This window comes from Protaetiibacter larvae, from assembly GCF_008365275.1.
Lineage (GTDB): Bacteria > Actinomycetota > Actinomycetes > Actinomycetales > Microbacteriaceae > Homoserinibacter > Homoserinibacter larvae.
Map to the genome: position 1 here is coordinate 1,101,720 of NZ_CP043504.1, position 20,120 is coordinate 1,121,839.

At 71.6% G+C, this 20,120-nt stretch carries 15 protein-coding genes; 11 read left to right on the plus strand and 4 right to left on the minus strand.

Features of this window, described 5'->3' with window-relative positions; translation table 11 throughout:
• Positions 1-25: 25 nt before the first annotated feature.
• Genes FLP23_RS05190 through FLP23_RS05205 form a run of 4 tightly spaced genes read left to right on the plus strand, consistent with a single transcriptional unit; the run spans position 26 to position 5,458 of the window.
• The gene (locus FLP23_RS05190) at positions 26-1,789 is read left to right on the plus strand and encodes an ABC transporter ATP-binding protein (protein WP_149324878.1); all 1,764 of its coding nucleotides are present in this window, start codon (positions 26-28) and stop codon (positions 1,787-1,789) included.
• Positions 1,786-3,612, plus strand: coding sequence for an ABC transporter ATP-binding protein (locus FLP23_RS05195; protein WP_149324879.1), 1,827 nt, complete (start codon positions 1,786-1,788; stop codon positions 3,610-3,612). Before FLP23_RS05190 ends, FLP23_RS05195 begins: the two co-directional genes overlap by 4 nt.
• 44 nt (positions 3,613-3,656) lie before the next feature.
• A complete protein-coding gene (locus tag FLP23_RS05200; RefSeq protein WP_149324880.1) occupies positions 3,657-4,574 on the plus strand; it encodes an aldo/keto reductase in 918 nt (305 codons plus the stop codon).
• 44 nt (positions 4,575-4,618) lie between these two features.
• Positions 4,619-5,458 (plus strand): sulfurtransferase, encoded by an 840-nt coding sequence (locus tag FLP23_RS05205; protein WP_149324881.1) that lies wholly within the window; start codon positions 4,619-4,621, stop codon positions 5,456-5,458.
• On the opposite strand, the gene hrpA is transcribed toward FLP23_RS05205, so the two are convergent.
• Complete coding sequence (hrpA, locus tag FLP23_RS05210) at positions 5,455-9,357, minus strand: ATP-dependent RNA helicase HrpA (protein ID WP_149324882.1); 3,903 nt, start codon at positions 9,355-9,357, stop codon at positions 5,455-5,457. The genes FLP23_RS05205 and hrpA overlap by 4 nt on opposite strands.
• 82 nt (positions 9,358-9,439) lie before the next feature.
• Here hrpA and FLP23_RS05215 point away from each other — a divergent pair, with 82 nt between their 5' ends.
• The 6 genes from FLP23_RS05215 (at position 9,440) to FLP23_RS05240 (ending at position 14,142) form a co-directional block, all read left to right on the plus strand.
• Complete coding sequence (locus FLP23_RS05215) at positions 9,440-10,081, plus strand: hypothetical protein (protein WP_149324883.1); 642 nt, start codon at positions 9,440-9,442, stop codon at positions 10,079-10,081.
• Positions 10,078-10,377 carry a transcriptional regulator gene (locus FLP23_RS05220; RefSeq protein ID WP_149324884.1) on the plus strand — a complete coding sequence of 100 codons (300 nt, stop codon included), beginning with the start codon at positions 10,078-10,080 and terminating at the stop codon, positions 10,375-10,377. Before FLP23_RS05215 ends, FLP23_RS05220 begins: the two co-directional genes overlap by 4 nt.
• Complete coding sequence (locus FLP23_RS05225) at positions 10,374-11,258, plus strand: ABC transporter ATP-binding protein (protein WP_149324885.1); 885 nt, start codon at positions 10,374-10,376, stop codon at positions 11,256-11,258. The genes FLP23_RS05220 and FLP23_RS05225 overlap by 4 nt, the downstream gene beginning before the upstream one ends.
• The gene (locus FLP23_RS05230; RefSeq protein WP_149324886.1) at positions 11,255-12,010 is read left to right on the plus strand and encodes an ABC transporter permease; all 756 of its coding nucleotides are present in this window, start codon (positions 11,255-11,257) and stop codon (positions 12,008-12,010) included. Before FLP23_RS05225 ends, FLP23_RS05230 begins: the two co-directional genes overlap by 4 nt.
• A 126-nt stretch (positions 12,011-12,136) precedes the next feature.
• Entirely contained in the window at positions 12,137-12,967 is an 831-nt protein-coding gene (locus FLP23_RS05235; RefSeq protein ID WP_149324887.1) for an aldo/keto reductase, read from the plus strand.
• A 176-nt stretch (positions 12,968-13,143) separates the two neighbouring features.
• Entirely contained in the window at positions 13,144-14,142 is a 999-nt protein-coding gene (locus FLP23_RS05240) for an IS481 family transposase (protein ID WP_149324118.1), read from the plus strand.
• Here FLP23_RS05240 and FLP23_RS05245 read toward each other — a convergent pair.
• The gene (locus FLP23_RS05245; protein ID WP_149324888.1) at positions 14,139-14,900 is read right to left on the minus strand and encodes an MBL fold metallo-hydrolase; all 762 of its coding nucleotides are present in this window, start codon (positions 14,898-14,900) and stop codon (positions 14,139-14,141) included. The two genes, FLP23_RS05240 and FLP23_RS05245, sit on opposite strands and share 4 nt — an antisense overlap.
• Before the next feature lie 12 nt (positions 14,901-14,912).
• On the opposite strand from FLP23_RS05245, the gene FLP23_RS05250 reads away from it, so the two are divergent.
• A complete protein-coding gene (locus FLP23_RS05250) occupies positions 14,913-16,790 on the plus strand; it encodes a thioredoxin domain-containing protein (RefSeq protein WP_149324889.1) in 1,878 nt (625 codons plus the stop codon).
• A gap of 194 nt (positions 16,791-16,984) precedes the next feature.
• Here the strand turns inward: FLP23_RS05250 and FLP23_RS12560 are convergent, their stop codons facing one another.
• Positions 16,985-19,141, minus strand: coding sequence for a putative Ig domain-containing protein (locus FLP23_RS12560; protein ID WP_149324890.1), 2,157 nt, complete (start codon positions 19,139-19,141; stop codon positions 16,985-16,987).
• Between the two features lie 83 nt (positions 19,142-19,224).
• Positions 19,225-20,097, minus strand: a complete 873-nt coding sequence (locus tag FLP23_RS05260; RefSeq protein WP_168200378.1) for a sulfurtransferase — start codon at positions 20,095-20,097, stop codon at positions 19,225-19,227.
• Between the last annotated feature and the right edge of the window lie 23 nt (positions 20,098-20,120).

The window sequence follows — 20,120 nt, forward strand, 5'->3', positions numbered from 1 at the left end:
CGGAATGTTGGAAGGAGGGCCGTTCATGACGGACAACCCGGGGGGTGGCCTCCTCGGATCGGTGCGCCGCCTGTTCCCGTACGCGCGCCCGATCCTGCCGTTCTGGATCCTCGGCTTGACGATGGCCGGTCTCGCCTCCCTCGTGGGCCTCGCGATCCCGCAAGTGCTTCAGCGGATCGTGAACGGTTCACTCGGATCCCCCGACGGCAGCGCGCTCTGGTGGGGCGTCGGAGTCGTCGCGGGGTTGGGTGTGCTCGAGGCGGCGCTCATCACCGCCAGGCGGCGGTTCGTGCTCACGCCCAGCACCCGTCTCGAGAGTACCCTGCGCGTGCGACTGTACGAGCACCTGCTCGATCTCCCTCCCGCGTTCCACGACCACTGGCCGGGCGGCCAGCTGCTGGCCCGTTCGATCGGCGACATCCGGGTCTTTCGGCGCTGGTTGAGTTTCGGCGCCATCATGCTCATGGTCAACACTCTCACCATCGCGGTCGGCATCGCGCTCATGGTGTCGGTCAGCTGGCCGCTCGCCGTCATCTTTGCGGTGTTCACCATTCCGGCCTTCGTTGTGAGCGTGCGCTCCCGTGCTCGTCTGCGCGGCCTGTCGCGTCGCAGCCAGGATCAGAGCGGCGACCTGAGCGCGCTCATTGAGGAGTCGGTCCACGGCATCCGCGTCCTCAAGGCCTTCGGACGCGAGCTCGAGGCACTCGCCGATTTCAGCGAACAGGCGGAGGACCTGCGGGACACCGAGCTCGGGAAGGCGCGTGAACGCGCGCTCGTGACGCTCGTGATGACATCGTTGCCCGAGGTGGCGCTCGCCGCGAGCCTCGTCGTCGGCGCCTTCCAGTTCGCGGCCGGGAACCTGACCACGGGTGGCCTTCTGGCGTTCTTCGCGACGGCCGCCATCGTGAGCGGGCCGCTTGAGCGTCTCAGCGAGCAGTTCATGATGTCGGTGCAAGCCAAGACCGCCATCGACCGCTACCTCGAGGTGCTCGACATCGAGAATGAGCTCACGGACCCTGACGACCCGATCGCCGTCCCGGAGGGATCCGGGCGCGTGGAGCTGCGCAATGTCGTGTTCGCCTATCACCCCACCGGGTCGCCGGTGCTCGACGGCGTCGAATTGGTACTCGAACCCGGTGAGACGCTCGCCCTGGTGGGCCTCACCGGAAGCGGAAAGTCGACGATCGCCCAACTGATCCCGCGTTTGTACGACGTCTCCGCGGGTGCCGTCGAGATCGACGGGGTCGACGTGCGGCGGCTGACGCGCCAACAGTTGCGAGGCCTTGTGGGCGTCGCCTTCGAGGAACCCGTGCTGTTCTCGGCGAGCGTGCGCGAGAACGTCGCGCTCGGCCGACCTGACGCCCACGAGGCGGCGATCCGCGAGGCGCTCGAGGTGGCGCACGCCGACTTCGTCGACGGTCTGCCCGACGGCCTCGACACCGTGATCGGCGAGGAAGGTCTGAGTCTGTCGGGCGGGCAGCGGCAGCGTCTCTCGCTCGCTCGCGCCATCCTCGGCCGTCCGCGCGTGCTCGTGCTCGACGACCCGCTCTCCGCCCTGGATGTGCGCACCGAGGCGCGGGTCACCGAAAGGCTGCGGGAGTACCTCGCGGGAACGACGACTCTGGTCGTCGCGCATCGGCCGTCGACGGTCGCCCTCGGCGACCGGGTCGCGGTCGTGCACGACGGGAGAATCGCCGCGGTCGGCGAGCACCGCGCCCTGCTCGCCACCAACCCCCTCTACCGCAGCATCATCACGACCCACGATCCCGAGCTGGAGACCGCCCGATGAGCTTCGGCGTCGCCGACGAGCACCTGATCGACCTCGACCGCGTGGGAAACCGGGTGGTGCGCCGCCGCTCGCTGCGGCTGCTGGGCGATCTGCTCCGCCCCGTGCGCTGGCGCGTCGCGCTGCTGGCGGTGCTGGTGGTGCTCGCCCAGGGTGCTCGTGCCCTCGGCCCGGTCATCGTCGCCTCCGCGATCAACGACGCGCTTCCGGCTCTCCAGTCGGGGGATCCGGTCGCAGTGCTGCTGCATGGCGCCGCCTACCTCACCGTGGGAGTGGCGGGCGGACTGCTCGGATGGTATTCCGTGCGTCTCACCGCGTGGGTCAGCCAGTATGCGCTGCTGGATCTGCGGCGCCGGGTCTTCCTGCACGTCCAGCGCTTGAGCCTCGAGTTCCACGAGCGCTACACCTCCGGAAGGGCGATCGCACGCCAGACGAGCGACCTAGACGCGATCCGCGAACTGCTCGACGGGGGAGTGACCCAGGTGCTCTCGAGCTTCGTGTACATGGCGTTCATCGCGATCCTGCTCACCGCGCTCGACCCCTGGAGCGGCGCGATCCTGCTGGTCGCGGCCGTTCCCGCAATCCTGCTCACGCGGTGGTTCCACCGCGCTTCGCGGCGTCAGTATCGGGCGACCCGGGTGGCATCCGCCAACCTGATCGTGCAGTTCGTCGAGACCATGACCGGCATCCGCGCCGTGCAGGCCTTCCGGCGCGAGCGCGACTTCACCCGGCAGCACACCGACCTCTCGGAGGAGTATCGACGTGCCGACGCTCGCTCGCTCGGCCTCAACGGCATCTACGACCCGGGGCTCGTGCTGATCGGCAACCTCACGACGGCCGTCGTGCTCGGCATCGACGGGTTCCGGGTGATCTCCGGAGGATTGGCCGTGGGCACCCTCATCGCGGCCATCCTCTACACGAAACGCTTCTTCACCCCGCTCGAACAGATGGCCCGCTTCTACAACTCGTTGCAGGCTGCGATCGCGTCGCTCGAGAAGATCTCGGGTCTGTTGGAGGAGCGCCCTGGCATCGCGAACCACGCCCATCCGGTGCGACTCACGAGGGCGCGCGGCGCCGTGTCGCTGCGGCGAGTGACGTTCGGATACGGCGGGGGCGCACCCCAGCTGTCGGCCTTCGATCTCGACATCCCGCCGGGCCAGACGGTCGCGCTCATCGGGGCGACCGGGGCGGGCAAGTCGACGATCGCGAAGCTGGTCGCCCGCTTCTACGACGTGGACTCCGGTGCTGTGGTCATCGATGGGACAGACGTGCGCGAGATCGATCTCGGCGACCTTCGGCGCAGCGTCGTGGTGGTGACCCAAGAGGCATACCTGTTCAGCGGCACCGTCGCCGACAACATCGCCCTCGGACGCCCGGACGCCTCACGCGAGGAGATCGTCGCGACCGCTCGAGCCATCGGGGCGCACGAGTTCATCGAGGCGCTCCCCGAGGGCTACGACACCGAGGTGAACAAGAGAGGAGGACGCCTCTCCGCAGGCCAGCGCCAGCTGATCTCCTTCGCGCGCGCCCACATCGCCGACCCGCGGGTGCTCATCCTCGACGAGGCCACGAGCTCTCTCGACATCCCGAGCGAGGCGATCGTGCACGAGGCGCTGAAGTCGCTGCTCACGGGGCGGACGGCGATCATTATCGCGCACCGCCTCTCGACGATCGAGATCGCGGATCGCGTGGTAGTGCTGCGTGGCGGGCGGATCGTCGACGACGACACCCCCGAGGCGCTCGAGAGCGAAGCGGGCGAGTACTCGCAGCTGCGTGCCGAGTGGCTTGCTGCGACGGACTACGCGCGTCCGACGCAGCGGAACTGATGACCGACGACATTCATGAACGACGACACAGAAGTGAGGAACAGATGAGCGGGATTCCGACGCGGCGGCTGGGTACGGGCGGACCGGAGGTCACGGTCCTCGGCTACGGCGCGATGGAGCTGCGCGGGCTTCCGCATCGCAAGCCACGGCCGATCACCGATCGAGAGGCTGAGGCGGCGCTCTCGAGTGTGCTCGACTCGGGCATCACCTTCATCGACACCGCCGTCGACTACGGTACGAGCGAGGAGCTCATCGGGCGCTACCTCGCGCATCGCCGTGACGAGTACGTGCTCGCGTCGAAGGTCGGGTGCCCCCTCGAACACCAGCCGGAGGCCGACCCCGGCCGCAGCCTGGCCCATGACTACTCGCCCGCGAACCTGCGGGCCGGCCTCGCGCAGAGCCTGCGGCGGCTGCGCACCGACCACCTGGATCTCGTGCAATTGCACATCAGCCCCTCGCTGGAGACCATCCGCCAGGAGGACGCCATCGGCACGCTCCTGGAGCTCCGCGACCGCGGAGACGTCCGGTTCATCGGCATCTCGTCGAGCCCGCCGAACCTCGACGACCACCTAGGTGTCGCGGAGTTCCAGACCATCCAGCTGCCGTACTCGGCCGCGGAACGTCGGCTGGAGGCGCGGATCACGCGGGCTGCCGAGTCGGGCAAGGGAGTGATCGTGCGTGGGGGAGTCGCTCAGGGCGCACCTGCGCGGCGCGTCGAGGACTGGGACGACATCCGTGTTGAGGAACTGCGGGGCGACGACACCACGGCCGGGTTCCTGCTGAGATTCGCGATCACGCATCCCGGGGTGACCACCGTGATCGTGGGCAGTGCCGACAGCTCCCATATCGCGGCCAACGCCCACGCCGCCGCGCGCGGTCCGCTGCCTGCCGACGTCTACGCGGAGACCGTGCGTCGATTGGACGAGGCCGGCATCCGTCCGCTCGCGCTCGCCGAGGTCTGATGCGCCGGCGGTAGCGTCGTCTCACCGACCTACCCGGGAGCACCATGACCTCTCTCGTGACCGCCCACGAACTCCGCGCCGAGCTGGCGAGTCCCGCCCCGCCGCGGATCCTCGATGTGCGCTGGCGCCTCGACCGGCCGGACGGGCGCGCCGAGTACCGCGCGGGGCACATCCCGAGCGCCGTCTACGTCGACCTCGACACGCAGCTCGCACGGCACGGTGCCCCCGAGGACGGGCGTCATCCGCTGCCGTCGGCGGAGCAGTTCGAGCAGTCGGCACGCTCCTGGGGGATTCGAAGCGGGGATCGCGTCGTCGTTTACGACGACCTCAACGGCCTCTCCGCGGCGCGCGCCTGGTGGTTGCTGCGATACGCCGGCGTCGGGGAGGTGCGACTGCTGGACGGCTCGCTGCGTGCGTGGCTATCGGCGGGGTTTGCACTGGAGGTGGGTGATGTCATGCCCGATCCGGGCGATCTCGAGGTCGTCTACGGGGGGCTCCCCGTGCTCACGATCGACGAGGCGGCTGCGTTCCCGCAGGCGGGGGTGCTGCTCGATGCCCGCGCGGGGGAGCGCTACCGGGGAGACGCCGAGCCCGTCGACCCGCGGGCGGGCCACATCCCGGGCGCGCTCAGCGCACCGGCGGCCGAGAACGTGGACGCCGAGGGACGCTTCCTCCCACCCGAGGGGCTGCGCGAGAGATTCGCAACGCTCGGCATCACCGAAGCCACCGCGGTCGCGAGCTACTGCGGTTCCGGGGTGACTGCCTCGCACAACATCCTCGCCCTTGCGCTCGCCGGGTTCGACGCGGCCTTGTACCCCGGCTCGTGGAGCCAGTGGGCGAATCACCCGGCTCGTCCGGTGGTGACAGGCGAGCAGCCGCTCTAAGCCTCGAGCGCCTTGCGGATCCGCTGCACCGACACCGGGCCCGCGGCCCCCAGCTGCTGGGCGAAGAGCGACAGCCGCAGCTCCTCGAGCATCCAGCGCACCGGCACGAGCCGGGCGGGCGTCGAGGCGGTGAGCGGCAGCTCGCCCCCGGCCGCCCGGTACAGCGCCACGGCCTCCTCCACCTGGTTCTGCCAGGCGCGGTCGCGGCCGGGGTTGTCGGCGAGCTTCTCGACGCGATGCCGGATGCCGGCGGCGTAGAGCGGAACGCGGGCGAGCGCGGCGAGACCGGTGATGCGCACGAAACCGGGATGCACGAGGCCGGCGAGCTGGGCGCGCGCGTCGGCGAGCGGCGCCATGAAGGCGAGGCTCGAGGATGCGGAGACGGCGCGGTCGACCTCCTTGGCGGCGGTGAGCACTCGCACGGTGAGGCCGGCCGCACGGAAGAGGCCGTCCATGAGGCCGGCCGACACCTTCTCGCGCAGGGCGTCGAAGCCGGCCGGGTCGCGCGGGGCGGCGTCGCCCGCGAGCTCGTCGACCACGGCGAGCAGCACGTCGTCGAGCAGCGCCTTCGTCGAGGGGTAGGGGGCGGTCGCGAGCACGAGCTTCTCGGCGGTGGTGAGCTGCTCCTGCACGTAGCCGAGCGGGCTCGGCAGGGTGAGCGCCACGAGTCGCCGCACGCCGCGCGGGTGGGCGCGGTCGGCCTCGGCGCGCGTCGCGTAGACGCGGAGGGCGACTCCCGCACCCTCGTCGACGAGGGCCGGGTAGCCGACGACCGTCGAGCCCCCCTGACGGGCTTCGATCCGCTCGGGCAGGGAATCGAGGTCCCAGCCCGTGATGCCGGCGCGTTCGAGCTCGCGCCCCGGGGTCGCGGCCGCCGTGACGACCGCCACATCGGTGCGGGCGCGCTCGGCGAGCCGTGACTGCAGGGTGGCGAGGTCGCGGCCGGCGGCGAGCTGCCTGCCCTGGGTGTCGACGACCGCGAACCGCATCCGCAGGTGCGCGGGCACGCGCTCCCACTCGATGTCGGATGCCGACACCGGAATATGGGCGGCGGCGCGGATCGCGTCGGCGAGCGCCTCACCGACCGGCGCATCCGAGCGCACCGGCAGTTCGGCGAGCAGTCGCCTCGCCCAGTCGCCCGCGGGCACCACGTGCCGCCGGATCGCCTTCGGCAGCGCCTTGATGAGCGCCGTCACGAGGTCCTCACGCAATCCCGGCACGAGCCAGTCGAAGCCGCGCTCGGACACCCGCGGCAGCACCGCGACAGGGATCACCACGGTCACGCCGTCGTCGTCGGCCCCCGGCTCGAAGCGGTAGCGCAGCGCGAAACGGGTGTCGCCGTGCAGCCATTCGTCGGGGAAGCCGTCGGCGTCGCCCGCGCCGTCCTCGAGCAGATCCTCGCGGTGCATGGTGAGCAGCTCGGGCTCGACGGCCTTCGTCTTCTTCCACCAGCTCGCGAAGCGCCGGGTGTCGGTGACCTCGGCCGGGATCCGCCGGTCGTAGAACTCGAACACGGCCTCATCGCCGGTGAGGATGTCGCGACGGCGGGTGCGCTCCTCCACCTCGGCGAGCTGGCGGCGCAGCTTCTCGTTGGCGCGGTCGAAGCCCAGCAGCGCGGAGCGCTCGAGATCCTTCGGCCACTCGCCCTCCACGAGGGCGTGCCGGATGAACAGCTCGCGGGCCTGCTCGGGGTCGATGCGGGCCAGCTGTGCGCGGCGCCGGGGCACGATCGGCACGCCGTACAGGGTCACCTTCTCCCAGACGAGCGCGGCGCCCTGCGCGCTCGACCAGTGGGGTTCGGTGTGGCTGCGCTTGGCGAGTGCGCCCGCGATCTCCTCCGCCCAGGCGGGGTCGATGGCCGCCACGGTGCGGGCGAACAGTCGGCTGGTCTCGACGAGCTCGGCGGCCATCACCGCGTTCGGCTGCTTCTTGGCGAGCCCGGATCCCGGGAAGATCACGAAACGCTGCCCCCGTGACCCGAGGTAGTCCTTCTTCTCGGCGTCCCGCAGGCCGAGTCGGCTCAACAGGCCTGCGAGGACGGACTGGTGGATGGCATCCGCGTCCGTGCTCTTCGCGCCCGGGGTGATCCCGATCGACTTCCCGGCCCGCACGAGCTGCCGGTACAGGTCCTGCCATTCCCGCACCCGCAGGTAGTTCAAGTATTCCGTCTTGCACATACGTCGGAAGGCATTGCCCGAGAGCTCCTTCTGGCGCTCCTCGAGGTGGTTCCAAAGGTTCAGCAAGCTCACGAAGTCGCTGCCCGGGTCGCGGAACCGCGCGTGGGCGGCATCCGCCTGCGGGCGTCTCTCCAGCGGGCGCTCGCGCGGGTCCTGGATCGACAGCCCCGCCACGATGGCGGCCACCTCGCGCACCACGCCGCGCTTCTTCGCCTCCACGAGCATCCGTCCGAAGCGCGGGTCGACGGGCAGTCGCGCGAGGTCGCGCCCCACCCGGGTGATCGCCTCCCCCTCCGCGAAAGTACGTGCTTTTCCCGGATTTTCGCCTGATTCCGCGCGAAAGTGCGTACTTTCGCGGGGGTTCGGCGAGCCGACGGCGCCGAGTTCGCGCAGCAGTTCGAGGCCGTCGGCGATCCCGCGCGAGTCGGGCGGGGTGAGGAAGGGGAAGGCGCGGATGTCGCCGAGCCGCAACTCGAGCATCTGCAGGATCACCGCGGCGAGGCCCGTGCGCAGGATCTCGGGGTCGGTGAACTCGGGGCGGCGCGCGAAGTCGTCCTCCGAGTACAGGCGGATCGCGATGCCGTCGCTCGTGCGTCCGGCGCGGCCCGAGCGCTGGTTCGCGGATGCTTGGCTGATCGCCTCGATCGGCAGCCGCTGCACTTTGGCGCGCGGCGAGTAGCGGCTGATGCGCGCCGTGCCGGCGTCGACCACGTAGCGGATGCCGGGCACCGTGAGGCTCGTCTCGGCGACATTGGTGGCGAGCACGACGCGGCGCCGGATGCCCAGGGAGCGCTTCGTGTCGAACACCCGGTGCTGCTCGGCCGCCGAGAGCCGCCCGTACAGGGGGACGACCTCGGTGTCGGTGCCGAAGCGTCCGCGCACGACGTCCGCGGCATCCCGGATCTCGGACTCGCCCGAGAGGAACACCAGCACGTCGCCCGGCTCCTCGCGCCCGAGTTCGACGAGGGCGTCGACGATGCCCTCAGTGACGTCGCGCCCCTCCGCCTCGCGCGCGACCTCCCGCGTCGCCTTCCGTGTCTCAGGAGATCGGGCCGCATCCGGCGCATCCACGTCCTCGTCGCCGTCGTTCTCCTGAGTTGCGGAGACCAGCGGTCGGTACCGGATCTCGACGGGGTAGGTGCGCCCGGAGACCTCGACGATCGGCGCGGGGGTGCCATCCGCCGCCGCGAAGTGCCGGGCGAAGCTCTCCGGGTCGATCGTCGCGGAGGTGACGATCACCTTGAGCTCGGGGCGCCGCGGCAGCAGTTGCCGCAGGTAGCCGAGCAGGAAGTCGATCGTGAGGGAGCGCTCGTGCGCCTCGTCGATGATGATCGTGTCGTAGGCGCGCAGCTCGCGGTCGCGGGAGAGCTCGGCCAGCAGCACGCCGTCGGTCATGAGCTTGATGGCGGTGTCGACGCGCGTGCGGTCGTCGAAGCGCACCTGGTAGCCGACCACCCCGCCCAATTCGACGCCCAGCTCGGATGCGATGCGCTCGGCGATCGAGCGGGCCGCGATCCGGCGGGGCTGAGTGTGCCCGATGCGCTCCCGCCCGAGTTCGAGGCAGATCTTGGGCAGCTGGGTGGTCTTGCCGGAGCCGGTGGCACCTGCCACGATCACCACCTGGTGCTCGCGGATGGCGCGCGCGAGCTCGTCGTGCGCCTGGCTGACGGGCAGCTCGGGCGGGTAGACGATGCGGTAGGCGGGGGCGGCGACCTCGGACATGAGCCTTTCAGGGTACAGCGGCCGGGGCGCATGCGAGGCGCGCGCGATTGATGCGCAAACTACTTTGTGATACAAACTACCCATGACGACCACCCCGCATCCCGCCGACGACACCCTCGATCCCGAGGCGGCGCTCGCCCTCATCGACGACGAGACCCGCGGCATGCAGCGCGCCACGGTGTCCCAGGTGCCCTTCTACTACTTCGTGTGGGGCGTCGCCTGGCTCGTCGGCTACCTGCTGCTGTGGGCGAGCTGGGACGACTCCGGCTCGCCGGTCGTGGTCCCGAGCGCCATCGCGGTGCCCGTCTTCACCGCCCTCATCGTGCTCGCCGCCGTCGGCTCCGCGGTCGTCGGCATCCGCGCCAATCGCGGCATCCGCGGCGGTCGCAGCTTCGTCGGCACCGTGTACGGGATCTCGTGGTCGATCCTCGGATTCACGGCCGCGTCCATCGGCGTCGCCCTCGCGCGCTCGGCGGAAGGCTCGGACGTCGCGATCCTCTACTTCCCCTCGGCCTACGCCCTCGTGGTCGCCGCCCTCTACCTCGCGGGCGCCATGCTGTGGCACTCGATCGACCAGCTCGTGATCGCGATCGTCATGGCGCTCGCGGCCGCCGCCACCCCGTGGTTCGGCGCGCCCGGCAACCTGCTCGCCATGGCGCTCATCGCCGGGGGCGCCCTCACCGTGGGCGGGGTGCTCGCCGTGATCCGGGTGAGGCGACTGTGAGCGAGAGTCTCGACCCCGTCATCCACGCGGCCGCCCGGCTGCGGATCACGGCGAAGCTCGCGACGCTCGACGCGGACGAGCAGATCGCCTTCCCCCGGCTGCAGCAACTGCTCGAGATGACCGCCGGCAACCTGTCCACCCACCTGCAGCGCCTCGAGGAGGCCGAGTACGTGACCATCGAGAAGACCCACCAGGGACGCACCCCCGTCACCTACCTCGCCCTCACCCCGCGCGGACGCCGAGCGTTCGAGGACTACACCGCGACCCTCCGCGGCCTGATCGCGGGTGCCTCATGACCGCGCTCGCCGAACTGGATGCCGTGACGCGGCGCTACGGGAACCTGGTCGCACTCGACGAGGTGAGCCTCGCGGTCGACGAGGGCCGCATCCTGGGGCTGCTCGGGCCGAACGGCGCCGGCAAGACCACGCTGCTGTCGCTCGTGGCCGGCCTCATCCGCCCCACCTCGGGCACGGTGCGCCTCTTCGGGCGCGACCCGCGCGACGCCGCCGCCCGCGTCGGACTCGGCACGACCCCGCAGGAGACGGCGCTGCCGGCTCCCCTCAAGGTGGGCGAGGTGATCGACTTCGTGGGCGGGCACTTCCCGGACCGGGTGCCGACCGCTGAGCTCGCCGCCGAGTTCGGGCTCGAGGAGCTGCTGCGCCGCCAGACCGGTTCGCTCTCGGGCGGGCAGCGCCGGCGGCTGAGCGTCGCCCTCGCCTTCGTGGGCCGCCCGAAGCTCGTGCTGCTCGACGAACCGACCACGGGCCTCGACGTCGACGGACGCCACGTGCTGTGGGGGGCCATCCGCCGCCAGCGCGAAGCCGGCGCGGCGATCGTCGTCACGAGCCACTACCTGGAGGAGATCGAGGCGCTCGCCGAGCGGGTGGCGGTCGTCACGGGCGGTCGGATCGCCGCCGACGGCGAACTCGCGACGATCATCGCGAACGCCGGCACCCGATGGGCGAGCCTCACGAGCGCCGCCCCGGATCGGGTGGCCGCGCTGCCGGAGGTGGCCGGTTCGCGCATCGACGGCGACCACGTCGAGCTCTCCCTGCACGACGCCGACGCCTTCGTGCGCGCGCTCGTGGCATCCGCTCTGCCGTTCACGGGGCTGCAACTGCGCAGCGCCACCCTCGAGGAGGCCTTCCTCTCGATCGTGAAGGAGAGCGCCGCATGATCGGCACCATCCGCCTGGGCGCCCTGCACACCCGCTACCTGCTCGTCGAGACCTTCCGGGTGCCGATGGCCGTCATCGGCGCGTTCGCGTTCCCCGCGCTGTCGTTCCTGTTCTTCGTGGTGCCGCAGCGCGCGGTCGCCGAGGTGCCGCTGCTCGCGACCCAGGCCGTCATCCAGCTGTGCGTGTTCGCCGTGATGGCGAACGCGCTCTTCGGCTACGGTCTCTCGATCGCGCAGGCCCGGGAGACGCCGTGGGAGCCGTACCTGCGCACCCTGCCGGCGCCCGCGGCATCCCGCATCATCGGCCAGGTGTTCTCGACGGGCACCATCGGCCTGCTCGCGATCGTCCCGGTCGTGCTGCTCGGGGCGTTCCTCACCGAGGCGGAGGCGGATGCCGGGAGCATCGTGCGCGGACTCGTCGCGCTCGCGCTCACCTCGCTGCCGTTCGTGTTCGCGGGCATCTCGATCGGCTACGCCCTGCCGGCGAAGGCGGCGATCGCGGTCGTGCAGGTCGTGATGTTCACGCTCGCCTTCGCGGGTGGCCTGTTCCTGCCGCCGCAGCTGTTCCCCGACTGGCTCGACACCCTGTCGCGTGCGCTGCCCTCGCGGCAGGCCCGGGAGCTCGTGGTGTGGGCGGTGCAGGGCGGCGAGCTGCCCGGCTGGGAGCTGCTGGGGGCGGTCGCCTGGGCGCTCGTGCTCCTCGTGCTCGCCCTCGTGCTGTTCCGTCGCGACGAGGGGCGCCGCTTCCGCTGAGCGCCCGCAGGTGGTGCGGTTTCGGCTGGATGGCACCGGCGAAGCCGCGCCATCCAGCCGAAACCGCACCATGCTGGGGTGTCGGGCGCCCGGCGCGGGCCGCGGGGGCGATGACAGGATGGATGCATGACGGTTCCCCTCATCACGCTCAACGACGGCCACACCATCCCCCAGCTCGGTTTCGGGGTGTACAAGGTCGATCCGATCCAGACGGAGCGGATCGTGACGGACGCGCTCGAGGTCGGGTACCGGCACATCGACACGGCGGCGCTCTACCAGAACGAGGAGGGCGTGGGGGCCGCGATCGCGTCGTCCGGCATCCCGCGCGAGGAGCTGTTCGTGACCACGAAGCTCTGGAACTCCGACCAGGGAACGCAGTCGGTGTTCGACGCCTTCGACGCGAGCGTCGAGAAGCTCGGCCTCGACTACGTGGACCTGTATCTCATCCACTGGCCGCGCCCCGACCTCGACCGCTACGTCGAGACCTGGCACGCGTTCGAGCAGCTGCGCGACTCGGGGCGGGTGCGCTCGATCGGCGTCTCGAACTTCCAGCGCGGGCACCTCGAGCGCCTCGTCGCCGAGTCGGACACGGTGCCGGCGGTCAACCAGATCGAGCTGCACCCCGCGTTCGCGCAGGTGGAGCTGCGGGAGTTCGGGGAGTCGATCGGTGTGCGCACCGAGTCGTGGGGGCCGCTCGGCCAGGGCCGCTACGACCTGTTCGGCGAGCCGGCCGTCGCGGCGGCGGCGCAGGCGCACGGGGTGAGCCCCGCGCAGGCGGTCATCCGCTGGCACCTGCAGCACGGCATCATCGTGTTCCCGAAGTCGAACGCGCGTGAGCGCATCGCCGAGAACTTCGACGTCTTCGGTTTCGAGCTGACGGCGGATGAGGTGGCGGCGATCGACGCGATCGACCGCGGGCAGCGTGGCGGCCCGAACCCCGACACCGACGTCTTCTGAGCTCCCCGAAAGTACGTACTTCTGGGCTCTGTGCCCCCGATTTCGGCCCATAAGTACGTACTTTCGGGGAGAGGGCTAGATGTTCTTCCCCGACACGTTGTGAACGGCTGAGGTGAGCGAAGACCTCCGGGAACGATGTGGGTAACCACACTCAGATCGTTTCCACGGAGGTCTTCGTGACTCACGCTAACGCGCCGTTTACTCCGGAGGGCAGGGCGCGCCTTGCTCGTCTCATCGTCGATCAGGGCTGGCCGGTGCGGCGGGCTGCTGAGCGGTTCCAGTGCTCCCCGGCGACGGCTTCCCGTTGGGCGTGCCGCTACCGCGCCGGGCTGCCGCTGACCGATCGCAGCTCCCGACCGCACCGCAGCCCGTCGCGCTCGTCCCAGCGACTCGAGCGACGCATCGTCGCGTTGCGCTTCACCCGCCGTTGGGGTCCGCACCGCATCGGCTATCACCTCGGTGTTCCCCGCTCGACGGTCGGACGCGTTCTCGCCCGCTATCGGATGCCGCGACTTGTCCACGTCGATCAGGCCACCGGGCTGCCTGTTCGCGCGCCGAAGCCGGTCCGCTACGAGGTCGCCGCGCCGGGAGAGCTCGTCCATGTCGATATCAAGAAACTCGGTCGCATCCCGGATGGCGGCGGCTGGCGCATCCATGGTCGCGGTTCGACCCAGGATCGACGAGCCGGCTCGGCCCGGGATCGAGCCGCACGTCGCGGCGCGTCCCCTTCGCGCGGCTACACCTTCCTGCACCACGCGGTCGATGACCACTCCCGGCTCGCCTACTCCGAGCAACTCCCCGACGAACGCAAAGAGACCGCGGCCGGCTTCTGGCTCCGAGCCGCAGCGTTCTTCGCCGAGCACGGCATCACCGTCACCGCCGTGATGACCGACAACGGCTCCTGCTACCGATCACGCGCCTTCGCCGCCGCACTCGGCAACATCCAGCACCGCTGGACACGCCCCTACCGGCCGCAGACCAACGGCAAGGTCGAACGCTTCAACCGCACCCTCGCCACCGAGTGGGCCTACGCCGAGGCATACTCATCCGAGGCCACCCGCTCAGCCACCTACGCCGACTGGCTCCATCACTACAATCACCACCGACCCCACACCGGAATCGGCGGTCTCGTCCCCGCAGCCCGCGTTCACAACCTCACGGGGAAGAACAGCTAGAGGGGGATGACGGTGCGCTCGCCGCGCGGGGTCGCCACGAGCAGCTCGGCGAGGCCGGCCTCGGCGAACGCCTTCTCGAGGTCGGCGCGGCTCTCCGAGAAGTGCGCCCAGTCCTCCACGTGCACGCCCACGACGGCCCGCGCCCCCAGCAGCTCGGCGGCGCGCGCCGCCTTCGCCGAGGTGAGGGTGAGCGCGAGCGGCACCGGGGCCACGCGGGCCGCCCCCGCGAACAGGAACGCCACATCCACGGTCCCGAACCGCTTCACGGCACGGCGGATGAGCGGCAGGGATGAGTTGTCGCCCGAGACGTAGACGGTGGGCTCACCGGGGGCGGTGAGCAGGAAGCTCGTCACCGGTCCGACGGCGGCGCGCAGCAGGCGCGGTCCGTGGCGTCCGGGGAGCGCCGTCACCGTGACCTCCCCCAGCTGGTGGGTCTGCCACGGGCGCAGTCCGATGACGGGCGTGCCGAGCGCGGCCTCCGCCTGCGGGGTGGACAGCATGACGGGCGCGCGCAGCGCCACCTCCTTGCCGGTGTCGTCGAAGTTGTCGGCGTGGCCGTGGTGCGAGACGAGCACGAGGTCGACGGGCCCGACGGCGGCCGCCGGCAACCCCGGTCCCGCGGTCTTCTCGAGCCCCGCCTGCACATACCGCTTCGGCTCGTCGAAGGTCGGGTCGATGAGGATGCGCAGCCCGGCATACTCCAGCAGGGTGGACGGGCCGCCGATGTAGGTCACGGCCGGGGGAGTGGTGGTCGGCATAGGCTGAAGCCTATGGCGAACCGCCTGGCGTCCGCGATCAGCCCCTACCTGGTCGGTCACGCGGAGAATCCGGTGGATTGGTGGCCGTGGGGCGAGGCGGCTTTCGCCGAGGCCGCCCGCCGCGACGTGCCCGTGCTCGTCTCGATCGGCTACGCCACCTGCCACTGGTGCCACGTGATGGCGCGCGAGTCGTTCTCCGACCCGGAGCTCGCCGCGTACCTCAACGCGCAGGTCGTGTCGATCAAGGTGGACCGCGAGGAGCATCCCGAGGTGGATGCCGCCTTCCTCGCGGCGGCGAGCGCCTTCACGCCGCAGCTCGGCTGGCCGCTCACGGTGTTCGCGACCCCCGAGGGGCGGGTGTTCTACGCGGGCACCTACTTCCCGCCGCAGCCGGTGCGCGGGGTGCCGTCGTTCCGGCAGGTGCTGGAGGCGATCGTCGAGGCGTGGGCGGATCGCCGCGCCGAGGTGGAGGCGACGGGCGCCGCGGTGGCGGAGGCGCTCGCGGCTCGGCCCGATCCGGGTGCGGGTGCGTTGCCTGCGGAGCACGCGCTCGCCGCCGCGGTCGCCGAGCTCGCGACCTTCGAGGATCCGCAGTTCGGCGGTTTCGGGGCGGACGCCAAGTTCCCGAACGCCCCCGTCATCGCGTTCCTCGCCGAGCGCGCCCTCGGGGGCGACGAGTCCGCGGCTGCGCTCGGTCGTCGCCTCTACGATGCGACCCAGGCGCTGCGCGACCCGGTGGAGGGCGGTTTCTTCCGCTACGCGGTGCGCCGCGACTGGTCCGAGCCGCACTACGAGCGGATGCTGTCCGACAACGCGCAGCTGCTGGACCTCGCCACGGCTTTCGGCGACGAGCCGACGGCGGATGCGGTGGCCGGCTTCCTGCTCGAGGTGCTGCGCCTGCCCGGCGGGGCGTTCGCCTCGGCGCAGGATTCCGAGAGCCTCATCGACGGGGTCGGCAGTGAGGGCGGCTACTACGCGTTGGACGCCGCCGGCCGTGCCGTCCAACCGCCTCCGCGCGTCGACGACAAGGTGCTGGCGGGGCTCAACGGGCTCGCGATCGGCGCGCTGGCCGGGGCAGGGCTGCGTTTCGCCCGGCCGGACTGGGTCACGGCCGCCCGGGCTGCTGCGGATGCCGTGCGCGCCACCCATGTGGTCGGCACCCCCGACGGCCCGCGGCTGCGCCGGGCGAGCCGCGACGACCGGGTGTCGGATGCCGCGGCAACCCTCGAGGACTACGGCGGCCTCGCGTGCGGCCTGCTGCGGCTGGCGCTCGCGACCGGGGATCCCGAGCCGGCGGTGCTCGCCCAGGCGCTCGTCGAGGCGTGCGGGGATGATGCGCGGATCGCGGTGCCGGGCGGTGGGGATGCGGTGCTCGCACGCCGGGGCATCGCGGTCGACGCCGATCAGACGGAGGGCGCGACGCCGTCCGGGGCGGCGCTCTATGCGGACGCGGCAGCGCGACTGGCGGCGCTCACCGACGACGCGGCACACCGCGAGCGCGCCGAGCGGGCGCTCGCGCCGCTGCTCGCGGGGGCGCTGGAGCGGCCGATCGCCTACGGCGCGACGCTCGCGGTGGCGGCGCGGCTCGCGAACCAGCCGGAGCAGCTCGTCGTCGTCGGACCGGATGCCGGGGACCTCGTGCGGCGTGCGCGGGGGTGGGCGGCGCCGACCCGCACGGTCGCGATCGTCAGCGAGGCGCAGGCGCGGGCCTTCACCGAGGCCGGTTTCGAGCTGTTCGCGGGGCGCAGCGCGCTCGACGGGGCGCCGACCGCGTACCTCTGCGAGGGGTTCGTGTGCCGGCTGCCGACGGCGGATGCGGGGGTGCTGGGGGAGCTGCTGGGCGGTGGTCTCGAGACGCGTCCGCTGCGCGGGCGCTCCTCGACCACCTGAGTGTCGCGGTGGGGCGCCCGCACCCGCTGCGCGGGCGACGTCGAAGGCGGTGTATGGAGATCAGCATGCGGGGGCTGGTTTCGATACACCCGCTGCGCGGGCACTCAACCAGCGGGTGGGCACGCCGCGGCGCGGCCGCAACACCTCGCCGATCGAGTGCCGCGGCGTAGCCGCGGTGTATCGAGATCCGCCCCTCAGGCCCGCCGGCGTGCGGTGAGGAGCCCCGCGCCCGCGAGCAGCACCAGCAGGGCGAGCGCGGCGAGCACCGAGATGGTGTCGGCGTCGACACCCGTGCGGGCGAGTGCGGCCGGGGTGACCTCGACGAGCAGGGTGGCGCTCACGCCGGAGGGCGTGTGGGTGGCGGTGATGAGGTGCGGCGAGGCGTGCGGGAAGCTCACGGCGGTGCCGCGGATGATGTCGCTCGCGACGCTGCTGCTGAGGGTGAGATCGCCGCTCGGGATGACGAAGCTGTTGCCTGCGGCATCCGTTCCGGTGGCGGTGAAGGTGACGGTGTCGCCCTGGTTCACGGTGCCGGTGGCGGCCCGCAGGGCGAGGCTGGTCGGCTCGCCCGGGGCCAGGCTGATGGTCAGCTCGAGGCTTGCGTCGGCGCCGATCCCGTTGTGGGCGCCCAGGGTGACCGGGTAGTCGCCTGCCGCGTCGGAGGGGGTGCCGGTGATGGCCCCGGTGCCGGGGTCGAGGGTGAGCCCGTCGGGCAGCTCGCCGTCCGTGAGCGACACGACCGCATCCGGGGTGCCGGTCACGGTGGTGGGTGCCCAGCTGAACGGCTCGCCGACCGTCGCCGTGGCGGACGCGGCACCCGCGAGCGTCGGGGCGAGGTTCCACTGCGCGGTCAGCGCGACGTTGCCGGTGACCGGGGTGGTGAAGTCGTAGGGGGTGCCGCCCGTGGTCCACGCCACGAACTCTCCGCCGGTGCGAGTCGGATCGGCAGGGCGGGTGGCGGTACCGCCACCGAAGTCGATCACCTGCACTGCGGGGGCGGTTCCGTCGCCGCCGTTGAGCGCGAACGTCACACCCCATCCGAACTCGACGTGCACGCTTCCCGAGGCCGCGTCCACCGCGGTGAGCTTCGCGAAAGGATCGGTGGGGACGACGCTGAACGTCGCGACCGACCCGCGACCGCCGACGATGGCGGAGGTACTCGAACCGCCCGTGAAGGTCGATCCGGGTGCGGGACTCTGTGCGCGGATATCCAGGGTGCCGTCCGAGAGACCGGGCAGGCCGCTCGTGAACCCGGTTCCGATCCCGGCGCCGCCGCTGCGGCCCGTGGCGGTGATGTCGCCGCCGGAGAGGATCGTGACGCCGGCGCCGCCCCCCTCGCCGCCGCCGATGCCGGCGCCGCCGCCGGCGCCTCCGGTGGCGGTCACGGTGCCGCCGATGATCTCGGTGGTGCCGCCGTCGCCGTCGTTGCCGCCGCCGATTCCGGAGGCGAAGCTTCCGCCGTTCGCGGTGACGGTGCCGCCGCTGATGCTGGTGTCGCGGCCGTCGCCGAGCAGGCCGCCGCCGATGCCGGCGCCGCCGGACCCACCGGTGGCGATGACGGTTCCGCCTTCGATGGCGGTGAACCAGGCGTTCCCGTGCGATCCCCCGCCGATGCCGGCGCCTTCTGCCCCGCCCGTTGCGGTGACGGTTCCGCCGGTGATGAAGGTGACGCCGCCGCCGCCTTCCCCTCCGCCTCCGATGCCCGCGCCGCCTTCTCCGCCGGTCGCGGTGACGGTTCCGCCGGTGATCCTCAGGTTGCTGCCGCTGCCGTGCCATCCGCCTCCGATGCCGGCGCCGCCTTCTCCGCCGATCGCGGTGACGTTCCCCCCAGTGATCGTGATGTGCTGGCTGCCGACGCCGATGCCGCCGATGCCGGCGGCGAGTCCGCCACCCGTGGCGGTGATGGTGCCGCCCGTGATCGTGATGCTCCCTCCGCTCTCGTTGTAGCCGCCGATGCCGGGGGCGAGACCGCTAATCCCGACCGCGACGAGCGCTCCGGTCGAGGGAGTGCTGCTGTCGTTGATGGTGAGACTCGCGCCCGATCTCACCCCGAACGCCGCACGGGCCATGCCGGGGTTCAGGATGCTGAGCGTGTGGCCGTTGAGGTCGAAGACCACCCCGACCCCGCTCGCGATCAACAACGATCCGTTGTAGGGGGCGGTGATGTCGGCGCCGAGGGTCACCTCGACGGTTCCGGTGGTGGCGGTGTTGACGGCGGTCGCGAGGTCGTTCCAGGTGGCGACGGAGCTGGCCGCGGATGCGGCAGTCGCGGGCACGAGCACACCGGCCGAGAGGGCTGCGGTGGTCGCGAGAACGAGCGCGACCCGACGGAACGGGGTGTGGGCGGGCATCGGCAGGGTTCTGTCACCGGTGTCGCCACACGGAGACTTTCTCGGATCCTACCTCCGGGACGACACCCTCGGAGACACGTCACCTACCCCGTGATCAGGGGGGCTTCCGGATCGGCCGCCCACTCGTTGAGCGAGCCGTCGTACACCGCCACCGAGCGCTCGCCGACGAGCGTCAGTGCGAGCGCGGCAGCCGTCGCGGCGATGCCGCCGCCGCAGTAGGTGATGATCTGCGGGGCGCCGAGCGCGGGGGCGAGCTTCTCGCGCAGCGCTTCGGGATCGAGCACCGCGTTGCTGTCCCGGTCGACGAGGAACCCGGCCGGCACCGAGCTGGACCCGGGGATGTGGCCGCCACGGGCGCGCGTGACGAACTCACCCGAGTACTCCTTCGGCGGCGTCGCGCACACGAGTGCGGCCTCGCGCTCGCCGCGCACGACGGCCTCGACATCCGCCTTCTCGACCCACAGCTCGGGGCGCTCCACGGCCGTGAACACGGCCGGCGTCGGCTCGACGTGGCCCAGCTCGAGCTCGCGGCCCTCGGCCTTCCACTTGGTGAGCCCGCCGTCGAGCACCGCCACCCGGTCGTAGCCGAACGCACGGAACAGCCACCACACCCGCGAGGCCCACTGGCCCACCGCGGTGTCGTAGAGCACGAGCGTCGTGTCGTTGTCGACGCCGAGCGCACCGGCGGCGGCCTCGAAGCGGGCGGTGTCCGGGCGCGTGAAGGGGTAGCTGCCCTCGGGGTCGGAGAACTCCTCGATGAGGTCGGCGAACACGGCTCCCGGGATGTGGCCCTCGAGCAGGTACTGCTCGTGCCCGCTCAGGTAGCCCACCCGCCCGTCGGGTCGGAGGAAGCTCGCGACGGAGGCGTCGGCGATGACGAGCCCGTCCGCGCCGAGATGGTCGGCGAGCCACTGGGTGGAAACGAGCTGGCTGGCGAGGACGGGTGCATCGGTCACCACGAGAGGCTAAACCCGCGCGA